The following is a 19217-nucleotide window of genomic DNA, read 5'->3' as shown; positions in this document are numbered from 1 at the left end:
ATTAGTATATAAATATTATGAGTAGAATTGTAGTATTAGGAGCTGGCGAAAGCGGCGCAGGCGCTGCTGTACTGGCCAAAGTGAAAGGTTTCGACACGTTCGTCTCCGACATGTCTGCCATTAAAGACAAATACAAGGAACTGCTGGATAAATACGGCATTGCCTGGGAAGAGGGACACCACACAGAAGAGCTGATTCTGAATGCTGACGAAGTGGTGAAAAGCCCCGGTATCCCCAACGACGCTCCGCTCATTGTGAAATTAAAGGAAAAAGGTACGCCCATCATCTCTGAGATAGAGTTTGCGGGACGGTACACTGACGCAAAGATGGTCTGTATCACCGGCTCAAATGGAAAGACTACAACCACCTCGCTCATTTATCACATCTTCAAGAGTGCAGGACTGAACGTCGGCCTCGCCGGCAACATCGGCAACAGCCTGGCCTTGCAGGTAGCCACGGAGCAGCATGATTACTACGTCATTGAGCTGAGTTCCTTCCAACTGGACAATATGTATAACTTCCGTGCCAACATTGCCGTACTGATGAACATCACTCCGGACCACTTGGACCGTTACGACCACTGTATGCAGAAATATGTGGACGCCAAATTCCGCATCACCCAAAACCAGACACCGGAAGACGCTTTTATCTTCTGGAACGACGACCCCATCATCAAGCGCGAACTGGACAAGCATGGCCTGCGCGCCCATCTTTACCCGTTCGCTGCCGTAAAGGAAGACGGAGCCATCGCATACGTGGAAGACGGTGAAGTGGAAATCAACGAACCGATAGCCTTCAATATGGAGCAAGAGGAGCTGGCGCTGCACGGCACACACAACTTATACAATTCATTAGCCGCTGGTATCTCAGCCAACTTGGCCGGTATCCGAAAAGAATATATCCGCAAGGCTTTGTCCGACTTCAAGGGAGTGGAGCACCGATTGGAGAAAGTAGCCACCGTACGCGGCGTAAGCTTCATCAATGATTCCAAGGCAACGAACGTAAACTCCTGCTGGTATGCCCTGCAAAGCATGACCGGCAAAACCGTACTTATCCTCGGCGGTAAGGACAAAGGAAATGATTATACGGAAATCGAAGACCTTGTACGCGAAAAGTGCTCTGCCCTGGTATATTTGGGATTACACAACGAAAAGCTGCACGACTTCTTCGACCGCTTAGGATTGCCCGTAGCTGATGTTCAGACCGGCATGAAGGATGCCGTAGAAGCAGCCTTCAAACTGGCAAAGAAAGGTGAAACCGTGTTGCTCAGCCCTTGCTGTGCCTCCTTCGACCTCTTCAAGAGTTATGAAGACCGCGGCGAACAGTTCAAAGCATGTGTCAGAGCACTATAAAAGACAAGTGCTGCATGAGACTGTCAACTTGTAATTCTTTAATTATTAATTTTTAATTTGCGAAGCATTGGATTTATTAAAGAGCATATTCAAAGGCGACAAAGTGATTTGGATTATTTTCCTTTTCCTTTGCCTCATCTCCATCACAGAGGTATTCAGTGCTGCCAGTACGCTGACCTACAAGAGTGGCGACCACTGGGGACCGATTACGCAGCACAGCATTCTCCTGATGGTAGGTGCCGTCATTGTAGTACTGGTACACAACATCCCCTATAAATGGTTCCAGGTGTTCCCGGTATTCTTGCTTCCGATATCCATCGGACTGCTGGCTTTTGTGATGCTGATGGGATTCATTACCGGTGACCGCGTAAACGGCGCAGCCCGCTGGATGACCTTCATGGGCATTCAGTTCCAGCCGTCGGAAATAGCGAAGATGGCCGTCGTCATCGTTACAGCCTTTATCCTCTCGAAAGGGCAGGACGAAGACGGTGCAAGTCCGAAAGCCTTTAAGCGCATCATGATTATTACCTGCATAGTCTGTGGCCTTATCCTGCCGGAAAACTACTCAACGGGAATGTTGCTCTTCGGAACGGTCTACCTAATGATGTTCATCGGGCGGGTATCTGCCAGGAACCTACTGATACTGGGAGGAGGGATTGTGGCATTCGTTACAGTCTTTGTTGCCTTCCTGCTGGCCACGCCAGACAAGACATTGGAAAATATACCGATGGGACACCGTTTTACCACTGTAAAATCCCGTATTGCAGACTTTACCAACAAGGAAGAAGTTCCTGCTGCCAAATTCGACATCGACGGCGACGGGCAAGTGGCACATGCCCGTATTGCCGTAGCTACGAGTAACGTTGTAGGCAAGGGCCCGGGAAACTCCGTACAACGTGACTTTCTGAGCCAGGCATTCTCCGATTTTATCTATGCCATCATCATTGAGGAACTGGGACTGGTAGGCGGGATAGTCGTTGTGTTCCTTTATGTCTGCCTATTGGTGCGAGTAGGCCGTATCGCCAAAAAATGCGACCGCACCTTCCCCGCTTTCCTCATTACCGGAATAGCCTTGCTACTCGTCACGCAGGCGTTGTTCAACATGATGGTTGCCGTAGGTCTGGCACCCGTCACGGGACAACCGCTTCCGCTCATCAGCAAGGGTGGTACATCCACTTTCATCAACTGTGCCTACATCGGCATGATACTGAGCGTCAGCCGCTATACAGCCAAACTGGAGGAACAACGGATGCATGATGCACAAGTGACTATGCTGGTGGATACCGGAAATGCAGAAAACCTGAAACAACCGATCGACAGCGAGGCACAAACAGCCGCCGAACCGACAGCAAAGGTACTGAACAGTGATGCGGAGTTTGAATAACAGCCTCTCCCCCACCCCCTCCCCTATAGGGAGGGGAGAAAAGAGTGATTGAGTAATGGCGAGTATGCCAATAATACAAAAATAAAGAAGAACAAGAATATGAGTAAAGAGGCAAACAACTATACAAGTCAAAGTAACTCTACCCCTCTCTCTACGGGGAAGGGAGTGAGGCTTATCATCAGTGGCGGTGGTACCGGAGGACATATCTTTCCGGCTATCTCCATTGCCAACGCCATAAAAGAGTTGTGTCCCGACGCAGAGATTCTCTTCGTAGGTGCCGAAGGAAGAATGGAGATGCAGCGTGTTCCCGATGCTGGTTACCGGATTATAGGTTTACCCGTTGCCGGATTTGACCGTAAACATCTGTGGAAGAACGTCTCCGTATTGCTGAAACTGATACGGAGCCAGTGGAAAGCACGGAGCATCATCAAGGAGTTCCGCCCGCAAGTAGCTGTCGGTGTAGGTGGCTATGCCAGTGGTCCTACGCTGAAAATGGCGGGAATGATGGGTATTCCCACACTGATACAAGAACAGAATTCCTACGCCGGTGTCACTAACAAGCTGCTGGCACAGAAGGCATGCAAGATTTGTGTGGCTTACGAAGGTATGGAAAAATTCTTCCCGGCAGAAAAGATAATCATGACCGGTAATCCGGTGCGCCAGAATCTGCTCCACCACTCCATCTGCCGCGAAGATGCCGTGAAATACTTCGGACTGAACCCGGAGAAGAAAACAATACTGATATTGGGCGGCAGTCTCGGAGCCCGCACCATCAATCAGACATTGAGTGCCGGACTGGATGTCATTCGCGCCAATCCCGAAGTGCAATTCATCTGGCAAACGGGGAAGATATACATTGACCAAGTCAGAGAAGCTATTACAAATACAACGGGAGAAGCCGTACGCAACCCGCGCATTAGTGCCATCCCCAATCTGTACGTGACGGACTTCATTAAGGATATGGCAAATGCATACGCGGCTGCCGACCTGGTGATTTCACGTGCAGGAGCCGGTTCCATCTCCGAGTTCTGCCTGCTGCACAAGCCAGTCATCCTGGTTCCCTCACCCAATGTGGCAGAGGACCACCAAACCAAGAATGCGCTGGCGCTGGTGGATAAGGGTGCAGCTATCTATGTGAAGGATGTGGAAGCGAAAGAGAAGCTGCTACCGGTGGCGTTGGAGACAATCGCCAACTCCGAGAAGCTGCAAGACTTAAGCAAGAATATCTCCAAGCTGGCGTTACCGGACTCGGCAACAATTATTGCGAAGGAGGTATTGAAGTTAATTAAGAAATAAATTAGGAGAGCATCTTAATGAAAGATATGAATATAGAAACAATTAAATCCGTTTACTTCATTGGTGCCGGCGGTATCGGCATGAGTGCGCTGATACGTTATTTCCTCTCTAAAGGAAAGAAAGTAGCGGGCTACGACCGTACGTCGAGCGAACTGACAGAACGCCTGATTACGGAAGGAGTACAGATACACTACGAAGAGAATATCAACCTTATTCCGGAGATGTGCAAAGACAAGGCAAGCACGCTCGTGGTCTATACCCCCGCCGTGCCGCAAGAGCATGCAGAACTGACCTATTTCCGTGAAAACGGTTTCGACATATATAAGCGCTCCCAAGTATTGGGCATCATCACCCGCAGCAGCAAAGGTTTGTGCGTGGCAGGTACGCATGGCAAGACTACCACCAGCACCATGGCTGCCCACCTGCTGCACCAGTCACACGTGGGCTGCACCGCCTTCCTCGGAGGTATTTCGAAGAACTACGGTACGAATCTGCTGCTTTCCGCCACCAGCCCTTATACCGTTATCGAAGCAGATGAGTTCGACCGTTCCTTCCACTGGCTGTCACCCTGGATGAGTGTCATTACTGCCACCGACCCCGACCACCTGGATATATACGGCACCAAAGAAGCCTATCTCGAAAGCTTCCGCCACTACACCGCGCTTATACAACCAGGCGGCGCCCTGATTCTGCACAAAGGACTGGAGATGCAGCCCGACGTACAGCCAGGGGTAGCCACCTATACCTACTCGCGCCATGAAGGTGACTTCCATGCCGAGAACATCCGTATCGGAAACGGTGAAATTTTCATCGATTTCGTAGCACCGGACACCCGCATCAATGATATCCAGCTAGGTGTTCCCGTCAGCATCAACATCGAGAACGGCGTTGCCGCCATGGCACTCGCCCATCTCAGCGGTGCCACCGACGAGGAAATCAAGCAAGGCATGGCAAGCTTCCGCGGAGTGGACCGCCGTTTCGACTTCAAGCTGAAGAATGACCGAATTGTATTCCTCAGCGATTACGCCCACCATCCGGCGGAAATAGCCCAAAGTCTGAAGTCCGTCCGTGAACTGTACCAAGACAAGAAGGTAACCGTCATCTTCCAGCCTCACTTGTACACCCGTACCCGCGACTTCTACCAGGATTTTGCAAACAGCCTTTCCCTATCCGATGAGGTGATTCTGACAGAGATATACCCTGCCCGCGAGCAACCAATTCCCGGCGTGACGAGTCAGCTGATTTATGACAACCTCCGCCCCGGCATCGAGAAATGTATTTGTAGGAAAGAAGACGTCCTCAGCCTCCTCGCCCAGAAGCATACCGAAGTAGTGGTAGTGCTGGGAGCCGGCGACCTGGACAACTATGCTCCCCAAATCACCCAACTATTATCAGAGAAGTATCATGGTTAAAAGGATTCTACTTTCTATCGTCCTGTTGCTTGTCATTGTCTATCTGGTAGTGGCTGTCACTGCCCTCAACCGCAAACCGGCCACCCAGGTGTGCCATGATGTGGAGCTGGTGATAAAAGACACGGTATATGCCGGCTTCATCACGAAGAAGGAAGTAGCTACCCTGCTGGAGAAGAAAGGCATCAGCCCCATTGGGAAAGACCTGAAACGCGTGCGCACCAAGACCTTGGAGCGCGAACTTGCCAAGCATCCCCTCATCGACCAGGTGGAATGCTACAAGACCCCGAGCAGCAAGCTCTGCATCGAAGTGACCCAGCGAATCCCCATCCTGCGCGTGATGAGCGCCAATGGCGAAAACTACTATCTGGACAACAAGGGTACTGTAATGCCCCCCGATGCAAAATGCGTTGCACACCTTGCCGTAGTGACCGGAAATGTAGAAAAGTCGTTTGCCATGAGGGATTTATATAAGTTTGGTGTATTTTTGCAGAAGAATTCTTTTTGGAATGCACAGATTGAACAGATTCATGTACTGCCTGGCAAAAATATAGAATTAGTGCCACGTGTCGGCGACCATCTCATCTATTTGGGTAAGATGGCCGGTTTTGAAAAGAAACTGAAACGTGTAAAAGCATTCTACGAAAGAGGTTTGAACCAGGTGGGCTGGAACAAATACTCCCGCATTAACGTTGAATTCGATAATCAGATTATCTGCACGAAGAGGGAGTAAAGAGATTTATCCCTTATCAAAGCGCAGTAAATTGTAAATTGTAAAATAGTAAATAAATAGATATGGCAACAACAGATTTCATCGCCGCTATCGAGTTGAGTTCTTCCAAGATTTCCGGTATCGCAGGGAAGAAGAACAGTGACGGAAGTATCCAGGTGTTGGCTTATGCATGCGAAGATGCATCCCCGTTTATACACAAAGGGACCATCTACAACATTGACAAGACCGCACAAGCGCTGACTTCCATCATCAACAAGCTGGAAGGCCAGCTGAACAACTCCATCGCCAAAGTATATGTAGGCATCGGCGGACAATCATTGCGCACGGTGAGGAATGCGGTAAGCCGTACGCTGGAGGAAGAGAGCATCATTTCGCAAGAACTGGTAGACGAGATTTGCGACGAGAACCGTGATGTACCCCTAGTAGACATGAGTGTGCTGGATGTAGCCCCACAAGAATACAAGATAGACAACACGTTGCACGTGGAGCCCGTAGGAGTTGCCGGAAAATACATCACCGGACAGTTCCTCAACATCGTGGCGCGCGCCTCGCTGAAAAAGAACCTCGAACACAGCTTCGAGCAAGCCAAAGTGGAAATTGCCGACGACCTGCTCGTAGCCCCCACTGCGTTGGCCAAAGCCGTGCTGACTGAAAACGAGATGCGTTCGGGCTGCGCACTGGTGGACTTCGGTGCCGACACCACCACCGTGCTGGTCTATAAGAACAATATCCTGCGCTACCTCAGCGTACTGCCGCTGGGTGGAAACAACATTACCCACGACATCACTTCCCTGCAAATGGAAGAGGAAGATGCCGAGAAGCTGAAACTGCAATACGGTGATGCCCTCTACGAGGAGGAAGAAGACGCCGAGACTCCTGCCGTATGTATGTCGGAAGACGGCCGTACCTTCGAATTGGCCCTGCTGAACAATATTATCGGAGCCCGTGCAGAAGAAATCCTTGCCAACGTATGGAACCAGTTACAGCTTTCCGGCTACGAGGACAAACTTTTCTCCGGTGTAGTATTTACCGGTGGAGGAGCCAATCTGAAGAATCTCGAGAAAGCCTTCCATAAAGTGAGCAAGATTGAAAAGGTAAAGACCGCTAAGTTCGTACAGACCACCGTCCACACACGCAGCGAAGAGCCCCAAAAGGACGGCATGCACAACACACTGCTGGGCCTGCTGGCTGCCGGCAACGAGAATTGCTGCCTGCAAGAGGTGAAACCGGTGCAGCAGCCTGCCTCCAATGTTCCTCCCAAACCGGTCGACATATTCGTTGACGACGAAGCGCTGAAAGAGCAGGAAGCTGCCGCACGCGCCGCCAAGGCACAGCGCGAGAGGGAAGAGAAAGAACGCAAGGAGCGTGAGCGAAAAGAAAGGGAGCTGCGCGAAAAGGAAGAGAAAAAGAAGAAAAAGAAAGAAGGCCCCAGCTGGTTCGAAAAGACTTTCAACAAGATTTCCAACGAAATCTTCTCGGACGACGATATGAAGTAATAATGTGATAATGTGCCAGAAAATTAAGTTATTATGGAAGATATAGTACAATTCGATTTCCCGACGGATTCACCGAAAATCATTAAAGTAATCGGTGTAGGCGGAGGTGGCGGCAATGCCGTGAACCATATGTACCGGGAAGGTATACACGACGTGACGTTCGTACTGTGTAACACAGACAACCAAGCGTTGAAGGACTCTCCCGTGCCCGTGAAGTTACAGCTTGGAAAAGAAGGCCTGGGAGCCGGAAACCGCCCCGCCCGTGCCCGCAAGGCAGCAGAAGAGAGTATCGAAGACATCAAGAATATGCTGAACGACGGCACCAAGATGGTATTCATCACTGCCGGAATGGGCGGTGGTACCGGTACGGGTGCCGCACCCATCATTGCACAGACCGCCAAGGAAATGGATATCCTGACCATCGGCATCGTCACCATCCCTTTCCGCTGGGAGGGCGACAAGAAGATAGACCAGGCACTGGATGGCGTAGAGGAAATCAGCAAGCACGTAGATGCCCTGCTGGTCATCAACAATGAAAAGCTGAGCGAGATATACAGCGAGTTGTCCGTGGACGACGCGTTCGACAAGGCCGACGACACCCTTTCGGTAGCCGCCAAGAGTATTGCCGAAATCATCACCCTGCATGGAAAGGTGAACCTCGACTTCAACGACGTGAAAACAGTGCTGAAGGACGGCGGCGTAGCCATCATGAGTACCGGCTACGGCGAAGGTGACAACCGTGTCAGCGAAGCCATCAAGAATGCGCAGCACTCGCCGTTGCTGAACAACAACGACATTTTCAATTCCAAGAAGGTACTCCTCAACATCTCTTACAGCTCACAATACAAGCTGATGATGAGCGAAATGGACGAGGTAAAGGAATTCATGAACCGTTTCAGCCGCGACTTCGAGACCAAATTCGGTATGGCCATCGACGACAAACTGGAACAGAAAGTGAAAATCACCCTGCTTGCCACCGGTTTCGGTATCCAGGACATCCACATGAAGGAGATGGACGACCGCATCACCCAGCGCACCGCCGAAGAACAGCAACGCCTTGCCGAGCTGGAGGAGGAAGAGGAACAGAGACGCAACCGCCGCGAAGTGTACTACGGCAAGGATGCCAACGCCCGTTCCCAGCGCAGCCGCCGTCGCCATATCTATCTCTTCAATCCCGAAGACATGGACAACGCCGACATCATCAGCATGGTAGAGAATTCTCCGACCTATCTGCGTGACAAAAGTACGCTGAACAGCATCAAGATGAAGGCAGAGCAGGAAGGGCAGCTCGCCACCGAAGCCGCGCAAGAAGCAGAAGGCGGTGCAGGGGGAGTCATCACCTTCTGATTTTTCCGTTCCCGATATGTAAAACCATCCTCCTCCCCTTCGGGAGAACAGGAGTAAACCTATAACAATATGGATTTATTTGAAAAAGTCAGCGAAGACATTAAAACAGCCATGAAAGCCAAAGACAAAGTGGCTCTCGAAACATTGAGAAACGTAAAGAAAGTATTCCTTGAAGCCAAAACCGCTCCCGGAGCCAACGATACCCTGAGCGATGCAGATGCTTTGAAGATTATCCAAAAACTGACCAAACAAGGCAAAGACGCCGCTGAAATCTATGTACAGCAAGGTCGCCAGGACTTGGCAGACGATGAGCTGGCACAAGTAAAGGTGCTTGAAACCTATCTGCCCAAGCAAATGAGCGCCGAAGAACTGGAAGCAGCCTTGAAGGAAATCATAGCCGAGGTCGGTGCCACCAGCGGCAAGGACATGGGCAAAGTGATGGGTGTAGCCAGCAAGAAACTTGCCGGACTTGCCGAAGGCCGCGCCATCTCAGCCAAAGTAAAGGAACTGCTGGGATAAAGTATAGCGAAGGAGATAAGAAATATTCGGGTTCAATTGCATGAGATGGGCATCTCGTGCTGTATGAGATATACATCTCATGCAGCATAAGATGCCCATCTCGCGCAATCAAGAGCTATTGTTTCATCCGACAAGCAAGATTGGCGCTCCTCAATCAAACAATTCTTTCAAGACTTCAAGAGACTTCAGCACCGGGAAATCCGGCAGATGCAGACGATAATATTCATTCATAATGTTCAGGCAGCGGGTACGCTCCAACCGGTTCATGGTAAAAAGATGCATCGTTTCATAATTCATACGCATCAGCTGTGTCAGGCGGGCCGCCTCCTCGGGAGCGATGTAATTGGAATGAAGCTGCGGACGCAAGGGAGTGAAACAAGCATTCTGCAAATCGAAGTAATCTCCGGCATGATAATCCTCCAGGTTGGGATACAAACCGAGAAAACGGGAAAGGCGCATCAGGAAGACCAGATGAAAATTGGCAAACCCCTCCCTGCATTCATCCAGCCAGATGACGGAATGATACAGATAAGCAAACAGCGGACGGTTCTCCGCCTCCTCCCGGACGGCGCGATAAAGGAATTCCGAAAGAAACAAAGCGATGGCGGATTTGTAGGGATCGTAGGGAAGCGTGGCAAAAGGATAAAGAGACTTCGCCTCCTTCACCTTATATATAGTGGCATTAGGACGGAAATCGGCTTCAAGTTCCACCAATGCCAGCGGCTGGAAGAGTACCGGCTTCACCGCCGCCTTGCGCGAACGGGGTATGGACACCATGAAGGAAGCCCTGCCAGCCACCTCTGTATAGATGTCTGCAATGAGAGATGTATCCTTATATTTCAAGGTATGCAGTACAATTCCCTGTGTTTTCTGTAACATTCCCGATTTCTTTATCTGGTTTCAATCTGATAACAAAGCTACAAAAAAAGCCCGAAAGAAGAGAAACAAAAGGAGAAGAATAAAAAAACAAGGTAAGGAGTGTAAAAAAATAAAAGCATATATTACACTGATTTTCAATAGATAACGCTCCATTCTAAGACAAAAGACAACAAAAAGCTATATTTTTTTCTTGCGAATGTTTTGGTAATTCAAAAATAGTTTCTACCTTTGCATCCGCAAACGAGAAATAAAGACTCTTTGCAAGAGCGGAAACGCTCACCAAAGGATGGCCCGTTCGTCTATCGGTTAGGACGCAAGATTTTCATTCTTGAAAGGGGGGTTCGATTCCCCCACGGGCTACAAAATAAAAAAATAAACGAATTAAAAAAAGATTAGTCGAGATGGCAAATCATAAATCATCACTGAAGAGAATCAGACAAGAAGAAACAAGAAGACTTCACAACAGATATTATGGCAAGACCATGAGAAACGCTGTTCGTAAGCTTCGTGCTACTACAGACAAAGCTGCAGCAACAGCAATGTATCCGGGTATCACAAAACTGTTGGATAAATTGGCTAAGACTAATGTAATCCACAAGAACAAGGCTAACAACTTGAAGTCAAAATTGGCTATCTATATCAACAAGCTGGCTTAAGTTGACTGTTACACAAAAGATATTACAAGGCTGGACTTTTTAGTCCGGCCTTTCTCATTTATACCTCTCTATTTACCTGCTTCCACACAAGTTTCTTTTCTGTGCTAAAAAGCTGTAAACTACCCGAATTTATCCGTTTGTTTAGCACCATATCCCGAGGATTTTCACTATATTTGCTCTGTTATTACAATAAGGAAAAAAGATTATGACTGAAGAACAGATTCACTCCAATAACGGGAGCTATTCTGCCGAAAACATCCAGGTACTGGAAGGTTTGGAAGCAGTGAGAAAGCGTCCCGCGATGTATATTGGCGACATTAGCAGCAAAGGACTTCACCACCTGGTGTACGAGGTTGTGGATAACTCCATCGACGAGGCACTTGCCGGCTATTGCGACCACATCGAAGTCACCATTAACGAGGACAACTCCATCACCGTACAAGACAACGGACGTGGTATCCCGGTAGACTATCACGAAAAGGAAAAGAAATCCGCGCTGGAAGTTGTAATGACCGTACTGCATGCCGGAGGAAAGTTCGACAAAGGTTCCTATAAGGTATCGGGAGGTCTGCATGGTGTAGGTGTATCTTGCGTAAATGCCTTGTCTACACACATGACTACCCAGGTTTTCCGTAACGGAAAAATCTATCAGCAGGAATATTCCTGCGGACATCCGCTCTACTCCGTCAAAGAAGTGGGCACAACAGACATTACCGGTACACGCCAACAGTTCTGGCCGGACGGTACCATCTTTACGGAGACAGTCTACAACTATGATATTCTTGCCACCCGCATGCGCGAGCTGGCGTATCTGAACGCAGGCATCAAGATTTCACTGACCGACCTTCGCGTAAAGGACGAAGAAGGAAATGCCAAGAAGGAAATCTTCTACTCGGAAGAAGGCCTGAAGGAATTTGTGCGCTACGTGGACTCCTCACGCGAGCACTTCATGAACGATGTAATCTACATCAATACCGAGAAGCAAGGCACACCGGTGGAAGTAGCCATCATGTACAACACTTCTTATAACGAAAATGTGCACTCTTACGTAAACAACATCAATACCATTGAAGGGGGTACCCACTTGGCAGGTTTCCGCCGTGCACTGACCCGTACGTTGAAAAAATACGCCGAAGACAACAAGATGCTGGAGAAAGCCAAGGTAGAGATTGCAGGAGACGACTTCCGTGAAGGACTGACTGCCGTTATCTCCATCAAGGTGGCAGAGCCTCAGTTCGAAGGACAGACCAAGACAAAGCTGGGTAACAACGAAGTGATGGGCGCCGTAGACCAGGCTGTGGGCGAGGCCCTCACCTACTACTTGGAGGAACACCCGAAGGAAGCCAAGCTGATTGTAGACAAGGTGATTCTTGCCGCCCAGGCACGTATCGCCGCACGTAAGGCACGCGAATCCGTACAACGCAAATCGCCGATGTCCGGCGGTGGCATGCCCGGTAAGTTGGCCGACTGCTCCAGCAAGGACCCGGAAGAATGCGAATTGTTCCTCGTCGAGGGTGACTCGGCAGGCGGTTCAGCAAAGCAAGGCCGTAACCGTGCGTTCCAAGCTATCCTGCCGCTTCGCGGTAAGATTCTGAATGTGGAAAAGGCCATGTGGCACAAGGCATTCGAGAGCGACGAAGTAAACAATATCATCCAGGCGCTGGGCATCCGTTTCGGCGTGGACGGTGAAGACAGCAAAGAAGCGAACATTGACAAGTTGCGTTACAAGAAGATTATCATCATGACCGATGCCGACGTCGATGGTTCTCACATCGACACGCTGATTATGACGCTTTTCTTCCGTTACTTCCCACAAGTCATCCAGCAGGGTTGCTTGTACATCGCCACTCCTCCCCTTTACCTTTGCACCAAAGGCAAGGCGAAAGAGTATTGCTGGACAGACCAGCAGCGCCAGAAGTTCATCGACACTTACGGCGGCGGTTCGGAAAACGCAGTACACACCCAACGCTACAAAGGTTTGGGTGAAATGAACCCGGAACAGTTGTGGGAAACCACCATGAATCCGGAAAACCGTATGCTGAAGCAGGTGCATCTTGAAAATGCAGCCGAAGCCGACTATATCTTCTCCATGCTGATGGGCGAAGACGTGGGCCCTCGCCGCGATTTCATCGAAAAGAATGCAACGTATGCAAATATTGACGCTTAATTAATTTAATAACCAACCTCACATCTTACAACGAGGAAGCCCCGGACGGGCAGGATAATCCTGCTGACCGGGGCTTTTCCTTTATTCCTCTTCTCTTCCAAAGAAGAGACCCGTCTCCATACAGAAGAACTATAGGATTCCTTGTTTTTTCATCTCTTCCACTACCAATTCCAACTCTGCATACCAGTCCTCACCAAACTTACGGATAAGCGGTTCTTTCAGGAACTTGTACACGGGCAGATTTTCCTTTTGTCCCAACAACATAGCGGCTTTGCAGACATCCCAACGATGATAGTTCACTGCCTTATAGAGTCCGTAGTTCCCCACCCTTATCGGATAGAGATGACAGGATATGGGTTTGTAGAAGTTGGTCCTACCCTCACGGTAAGCCTTTTCGATGGCGCAATAGCAACAGCCTTTATCATCATAGCAGGTAAAGACGCAATCCTTGTTGTTCACAATAGAAGTCACCAGGTCACCTTCACAATCGGTATAGACCACACCTTGCTCCTCTATCACGGTGCGGGCTTCGGGAGAAAGCTCATCCCAAATCAGCGGAAGCACCTCTTCCAGTTTCTCCACCTCGTCCAGCTCTACGGGAGCACCGGCATCGCCCTCAATGCAGCAAATCCCCTGGCAGGCACCCAAGTCACACAAGAACTTCTCGCGCAAGACATCGAAAGAAACCACAACATCACCAATCTGTATCATAATCATTCTATTAAAAAAAGACGCGGATTATCCGGATTGCACAGACTCAACTTTAAGAGCATCCGTGGAATCCGTATAATCCGCGTCTAAATATTGTTACGGCCTTGACGCCTTACTTAATCAAATCCTTACCAGTCATTTCGGCCGGCTGTTCCATACCCAAGATATGCAGGATAGAAGGAGCTACGTCAGCCAATACACCGTTCTCAACCTTGGCGTCCTTGTTTGCAGTAACGTAAACGAAAGGAACGGGGTTCAGAGAGTGGGCAGTATTCGGAGTACCATCCTCATTCAGAGCGTGGTCGGCATTACCGTGGTCGGCGATGATGATTACTTCATAATCGTTTGCCTTGGCAGCTTCAACAGTATCTTTCACACATTCGTCGATGGCTTTCACTGCCTTCTCAATAGCTTCGTAGATACCGGTATGTCCCACCATATCACCATTGGCGTAGTTCACCACGATGAAATCGAACTTCTGGGTCTTGATAGCTTCAACCAACTTGTCCTTCACCTCGTACGCACTCATTTCGGGCTTCAAGTCGTAAGTGGCAACCTTCGGAGAAGGAACCAGGATGCGCTCTTCAGCATCGTAAGGAGTCTCGCGGCCACCGTTGAAGAAGAAAGTCACGTGTGCATACTTCTCTGTTTCGGCAATGTGCAGCTGGGTCTTGCCATTGGCAGCAAGGTATTCGCCCAAGGTATTCTGTACGTTCTCCTTATCAAAAAGGATATGCACACCCTTGAAGCTGGCATCGTACGGAGTCATGCAGTAGAACTGCAGGCCCGGAATGGTCTGCATGCCTTGTTCGGGCATATCTTGCTGGGTGAGGACAACGGTCAATTCCTTGGCACGGTCATTGCGGTAGTTGAAGAAGATTACAACATCACCTTCCTTGATGGTACCGTCGAAGCCACCGTTCACAATCGGCTTAATGAATTCATCCGTAACGCCTTCGTCGTAGGACTCCTGCATAGCCTGGACCATATCCGTAGCAACCTTGCCTTCACCGTTTACCAACAAATCGTAGGCAACCTTCACACGTTCCCAACGTTTGTCGCGGTCCATGGCATAGAAACGTCCCACGATGGAAGCAATCTTGCCGGCAGACTTCTCGCAATGAGCAGTCAACTGCTCAATGAAACCTTTACCACTCTTCGGGTCGGTATCACGACCGTCCATAAAACAGTGGATGAAGGTATTCTCGATACCGTATTCCTTGGAAATATCGCAGAGTTTGAACAAATGGTCAAAAGAGCTGTGCACGCCACCGTTGCTGGTCAGTCCCATAAAGTGAATATTCTTGCCGTTTTCCTTTGCATATGAGAAAGCAGAAACAATTTCCTTGTTCTTCAGAATGCTGCCATCGGCACAAGCACGGTTAATCTTCACCAAATCCTGGTAAACGATGCGTCCGGCACCGATATTGAGGTGACCTACTTCAGAATTACCCATCTGTCCGTCGGGCAAACCAACGTTTTCACCGCTTGCTTGAAGCTCGGAATGCGGATAAGTTGCCAACAGACTGTCCCAATACGGAGTAGGTGTATTGAAAATCACATCATCTTTGCCTTGATCGCCGATGCCCCAGCCATCAAGAATCATTAAAAGGGCTTTCTTACTCATAATATTAATCGAATTTAATTGTATAATCTTTTTGTATGATACAAACGTTCTTTTATAGTAGGAACCTGTTTTTTGCGTTGCAAAGGTACAAAAAACAGCCGTTAAAGCGTACTGTTTCAAATGATTTATGTACTTTTGCCACGCTTAAAAAATAAAAAAACAAGAAATATGGACGATTCAAACCCACGAACGTGCAATAGTATTCACCAATAAAACGAACGGAGACGTTGACTGCAATGCCTCTGTTCCAACTAGAAAGGAGGCAAACAATGAGAAAGTATCTCTACAGTGAAAATGGCTTCACTGAAAAGGCCGAATGGCAACCCAACTGCTGGGTCAACGTAGAATGCCCGGACAACGATGATTTCAAATTCCTAACCGAAGAGCTGAAAGTTCCCGAATCATTCCTGGAAGACATAGCCGACGTGGACGAGCGCCCACGTACGGAAACAGAAGACAACTGGCTGCTGACCATCCTCCGCATCCCGATGCAGAGCAACCAACGCGGCGTGCCGTTCATCACTGTGCCCATCGGCATTATCACCAATGACGGAATCATCGTTTCTGTCTGCTATCACCACACGGAGCTGATACCGGACTTCATTCAGCATACCCGCCGGAAGAACATAGTCGTCAACAATAAACTGGATTTGATTCTGCGAATCATCTACTCTTCCGCCGTCTGGTTCCTGAAATATCTGAAACAGATAAACAACGATGTGGCCACCGCCGAAAAAGAGCTGGAGAAAAGCATCCGCAACGAAGATCTCCTGCAACTGATGAAGCTGCAAAAGACGCTGGTCTACTTCAACACTTCCATCCGTGGCAATGAAGTGATGATAGGACGGCTGAAAAACATCTTTCAAGACACCAATTATCTGGATTTGGAATTATTGGAAGACGTGGTCATCGAGTTGAAGCAGGCATACAATACCGTAAACATCTACAGTGATATCCTGACGGGAACCATGGACGCCTTCGCCTCCATCATCTCCAACAATGTGAATGCCATCATGAAACGTATGACAAGCCTCAGCATTACACTGATGATTCCCACGTTGATAGCCAGTTTCTACGGCATGAATGTGGACATCCACCTGGAGAGTTTTCCGCACGCGTTTATTTTCATCATACTTTTGTCGGCAATATTATCAGCAGTGACATTCGTATGGTTCAGAAGGATTAAGTGGTTCTAAACAGCATCATTACCCGAAGTTCAGCGACAACTGCCCATCCCCCAAGAGATTGAACGTCAAGCGATGATAGGGGGTAGTGCCCCGCTCAGCAATGGCGGCACGATGTTTCTTGGTGGGATACCCCTTATTATGATTCCAGTCATAATAAGGATACTCTTCGTGGAGACGGTTCATGTAGTCATCACGATAGGTCTTTGCCAAAATGGAGGCGGCAGCGATGGAAAGGTACTTCCCGTCTCCTTTCACTACGGTAGTATGCGGCAAGTCCCGATATTTTTTAAAGCGATTGCCGTCTATCAGCAGATGTTGCGGACGGACATTCAGTTGGTCAACAGCACGGTGCATGGCAAGAAAGGAGGCATTGAGGATATTGATTTTGTCAATCTCTTCAGGAGAGACGACGCCCACCGCCCATGCCAAAGCCTCTTTCTCAATCACTTCACGCAAGGCATAGCGTTGTTTTTCCGTCAGCTGCTTGGAGTCATTCAGAAGTTCATTCTTAAAGTCCGTTGGCAGAATAACGGCAGCGGCATAGACCGCACCGGCCAGACAGCCGCGACCGGCCTCATCGCATCCCGCCTCTATCAAATCTTTATTCAAATAAGGTAATAACATATATATCGCTATCTTTGAGGCACAAAGATAAATCTTTTTGGAGGGAAACCGGACTTCTAAGAAGAATTAATTAAATTTGCAGAAACAAGACGATGCCATGAAGAAAAACCTATGTCTACTACTTGTATGTCTTCTGTCAGCACTTGCCCCACTGCAAGCTCAAGACATGCAGCAAGCACAGAAATTGATTGACCAAGCACAGAAATGCCTATACAACACCCCCAAACAAGCTTCCTACTATGCTGCTCAGGCTTCTGCCTTGTTTCCCGAAGATGAGCCCAGTGAGGTCCGTGCGCAGGCCATGTTCCTTTATTGCCAGGCAGAACAGCTATTGGGCAACTTTGACCTGAGTATCAAGAATCTATATGATACTCAGAAATACATCACCCCCGCAAACAAGCAACAAAGTGCCCAACTATACTCCCTCATGGGACGTGTCTACAGCAAACTGGGAGACTACAACAAAGCCATAGAACTAAACGACAAGGCAACCTCCATATTCAAAGCCATTGGTGATTCCACTTCTGTGGCCGGATGCTATAACGAACGTGGAGTTATGCACCACTTCATGAACGAATTTACCGTTGCCGAGCGTTTCTTCCAACGTGCGCTGGCCATCAACCGTGCCCAACGAAACCTGAAAGAGATTGCAACCAACCTGAACAACCTTTGTCTGTACCAGGGAAATACGGAAGAGAAACTTTCTTTCATCCAGGAAGCCATCACCATCAACAAGAATCTGGACGCCCAATGGTCTCTTGGCGAAAACTACAACAACATGGGGAAACAGTATTACTATGACAAGCAATACTCCAAAGCCCTGGAAGCCTTGCATAAAGCCTACGAGTATGCCCATAATATCGGAGCCCGCGAACTGATTTGCGACAATTACGAATATTCGTCCATGGTATATGCAGCTATAGGTGACTATGCCCAAGCCTATAAATACCTGGAGAAAATGCAGCACCTGAGCAAAGAGCTGCAAAGCAGCAACAAGCTGCGTAACATCGAGCAGGAAATTTCCTATAAAAGATACCAGGACCAGAAGCATGCCACTGAAATGCAGGAACAAACCTATGAAATAGAATTGCTGAAACGCAATCTATGGCTCTTGGGCAGCATACTTATTCTCGGTTTAGCTGTCAGTATCTTCCTATATAAATGGTATAAACGCAGAAAAGACCTGCAACTGATTGAAACCCGCTATCAGTTGGAACTCTCCGAACGCGAAGTATCCGAACTGAAACTACAACAGCAAGAAATGGAACTGAAAAACGTGCAGAGTGCTTTGGATGACAGCCGCCAGGAGGTCACCAGCTTTGCCGTATTCCTAAGAAGCCGCAATGAGCTACTCGACAAGATACGTGGGATGATTAAAGAGGGTTATAAGATGGATAACCAAACACTCATTCCCCACCTAAAAAAAGTGAATGCCTTCATCAGCCAATATCAAAGCGGAGATAAGACAAACAGCAGCTTATTGCTGAATATAGAAGAAAAGAACAAAGAATTTCTGGACCGACTTGCATTAAAACACCCTAATCTGACGCAAGGCGAAAAATACTTGGCAACTCTATTGCGCGTCAATCTGTCAACCAAAGAAATCTCCATGATAACCGGCACCATTCCCAAAACAATCAATATGAACCGGTATCGTTTACGCAAATCCTTGAACTTATCCACAGAAGAAGACTTGGTTGAATACCTCCAGAGCTTCTAAAAACGAAGCCGAAGAGAAAAGCTCTCTTGTAGATATATTATATTACAATAAAATATTATTATTCAACGATTTATCAATCATCTTGTAGATTAAATAATAGTGCTTTCAGC

General features: G+C 48.5%; 16 protein-coding genes and 1 tRNA gene. 13 read left to right on the top strand and 4 right to left on the bottom strand.

Features of this window, described 5'->3' with window-relative positions; genetic code table 11:
* The first annotated feature begins 17 nt into the window (after positions 1–17).
* The 8 genes from murD (at position 18) to DWY57_RS04560 (ending at position 9536) form a co-directional block, all read left to right on the top strand.
* Positions 18–1352, top strand: a complete 1335-nt coding sequence (murD, locus tag DWY57_RS04595) for a UDP-N-acetylmuramoyl-L-alanine--D-glutamate ligase (RefSeq protein ID WP_119961397.1) — start codon at positions 18–20, stop codon at positions 1350–1352.
* Positions 1353–1419: 67 nt separating this feature from the next.
* Positions 1420–2736: an FtsW/RodA/SpoVE family cell cycle protein gene (locus DWY57_RS04590; protein WP_117600203.1), complete on the top strand. Its 1317-nt coding sequence runs from the start codon at positions 1420–1422 to the stop codon at positions 2734–2736.
* Between the two features lie 99 nt (positions 2737–2835).
* Positions 2836–4032 (top strand): undecaprenyldiphospho-muramoylpentapeptide beta-N-acetylglucosaminyltransferase, encoded by a 1197-nt coding sequence (gene murG / locus DWY57_RS04585; RefSeq protein WP_117600285.1) that lies wholly within the window; start codon positions 2836–2838, stop codon positions 4030–4032.
* 26 nt (positions 4033–4058) lie between these two features.
* Positions 4059–5444 (top strand): UDP-N-acetylmuramate--L-alanine ligase, encoded by a 1386-nt coding sequence (gene murC / locus DWY57_RS04580; RefSeq protein WP_119961450.1) that lies wholly within the window; start codon positions 4059–4061, stop codon positions 5442–5444.
* On the top strand, positions 5437–6174 hold the full coding sequence (locus DWY57_RS04575; protein WP_117600202.1) for a cell division protein FtsQ/DivIB: 738 nt from the start codon (positions 5437–5439) through the stop codon (positions 6172–6174). The genes murC and DWY57_RS04575 overlap by 8 nt, the downstream gene beginning before the upstream one ends.
* A gap of 62 nt (positions 6175–6236) precedes the next feature.
* Positions 6237–7670 (top strand): cell division protein FtsA, encoded by a 1434-nt coding sequence (ftsA, locus tag DWY57_RS04570; RefSeq protein WP_119961396.1) that lies wholly within the window; start codon positions 6237–6239, stop codon positions 7668–7670.
* Between the two features lie 33 nt (positions 7671–7703).
* On the top strand, positions 7704–9017 hold the full coding sequence (gene ftsZ / locus DWY57_RS04565; RefSeq protein WP_117600200.1) for a cell division protein FtsZ: 1314 nt from the start codon (positions 7704–7706) through the stop codon (positions 9015–9017).
* Between the two features lie 69 nt (positions 9018–9086).
* A complete protein-coding gene (locus DWY57_RS04560; RefSeq protein ID WP_005830410.1) occupies positions 9087–9536 on the top strand; it encodes a GatB/YqeY domain-containing protein in 450 nt (149 codons plus the stop codon).
* Positions 9537–9686: 150 nt separating this feature from the next.
* Here DWY57_RS04560 and recO read toward each other — a convergent pair whose 3' ends face one another.
* Positions 9687–10415 (bottom strand): DNA repair protein RecO, encoded by a 729-nt coding sequence (gene recO / locus DWY57_RS04555; protein ID WP_117600199.1) that lies wholly within the window; start codon positions 10413–10415, stop codon positions 9687–9689.
* Between the two features lie 288 nt (positions 10416–10703).
* Between recO and DWY57_RS04550 the strand changes: the two genes are divergently transcribed.
* The 3 genes from DWY57_RS04550 (at position 10704) to gyrB (ending at position 13238) form a co-directional block, all read left to right on the top strand.
* A tRNA-Glu gene (locus tag DWY57_RS04550) sits at positions 10704–10775 on the top strand.
* 41 nt (positions 10776–10816) lie between these two features.
* Positions 10817–11071 carry a 30S ribosomal protein S20 gene (gene rpsT, locus DWY57_RS04545; RefSeq protein WP_005830420.1) on the top strand — a complete coding sequence of 85 codons (255 nt, stop codon included), beginning with the start codon at positions 10817–10819 and terminating at the stop codon, positions 11069–11071.
* 205 nt (positions 11072–11276) lie between these two features.
* Positions 11277–13238: a DNA topoisomerase (ATP-hydrolyzing) subunit B gene (gyrB, locus tag DWY57_RS04540; protein WP_008662686.1), complete on the top strand. Its 1962-nt coding sequence runs from the start codon at positions 11277–11279 to the stop codon at positions 13236–13238.
* Positions 13239–13367: 129 nt separating this feature from the next.
* Here gyrB and DWY57_RS04535 read toward each other — a convergent pair whose 3' ends face one another.
* Positions 13368–13949, bottom strand: coding sequence for a DUF3109 family protein (locus DWY57_RS04535; protein WP_008662683.1), 582 nt, complete (start codon positions 13947–13949; stop codon positions 13368–13370).
* A 112-nt stretch (positions 13950–14061) separates the two neighbouring features.
* Entirely contained in the window at positions 14062–15576 is a 1515-nt protein-coding gene (gene gpmI, locus DWY57_RS04530; protein WP_005834542.1) for a 2,3-bisphosphoglycerate-independent phosphoglycerate mutase, read from the bottom strand.
* 269 nt (positions 15577–15845) lie between these two features.
* Between gpmI and DWY57_RS04525 the strand changes: the two genes are divergently transcribed.
* Positions 15846–16772 carry a magnesium transporter CorA family protein gene (locus DWY57_RS04525; RefSeq protein WP_005834540.1) on the top strand — a complete coding sequence of 309 codons (927 nt, stop codon included), beginning with the start codon at positions 15846–15848 and terminating at the stop codon, positions 16770–16772.
* Between the two features lie 9 nt (positions 16773–16781).
* Here the strand turns inward: DWY57_RS04525 and DWY57_RS04520 are convergent, their stop codons facing one another.
* Positions 16782–17387: a ribonuclease HII gene (locus DWY57_RS04520; protein WP_117600198.1), complete on the bottom strand. Its 606-nt coding sequence runs from the start codon at positions 17385–17387 to the stop codon at positions 16782–16784.
* A gap of 97 nt (positions 17388–17484) precedes the next feature.
* Between DWY57_RS04520 and DWY57_RS04515 the strand changes: the two genes are divergently transcribed.
* Positions 17485–19107: a tetratricopeptide repeat protein gene (locus DWY57_RS04515; RefSeq protein WP_119961449.1), complete on the top strand. Its 1623-nt coding sequence runs from the start codon at positions 17485–17487 to the stop codon at positions 19105–19107.
* Positions 19108–19217 lie beyond the last annotated feature (110 nt).

The sequence above is a fragment of the Bacteroides sp. AF25-5LB genome (assembly GCF_003602965.1).
Lineage (GTDB): Bacteria > Bacteroidota > Bacteroidia > Bacteroidales > Bacteroidaceae > Bacteroides > Bacteroides uniformis.
Note: the sequence above shows the minus strand (reverse complement) of the source record. Positions and strands in the feature narration are given on the sequence as shown.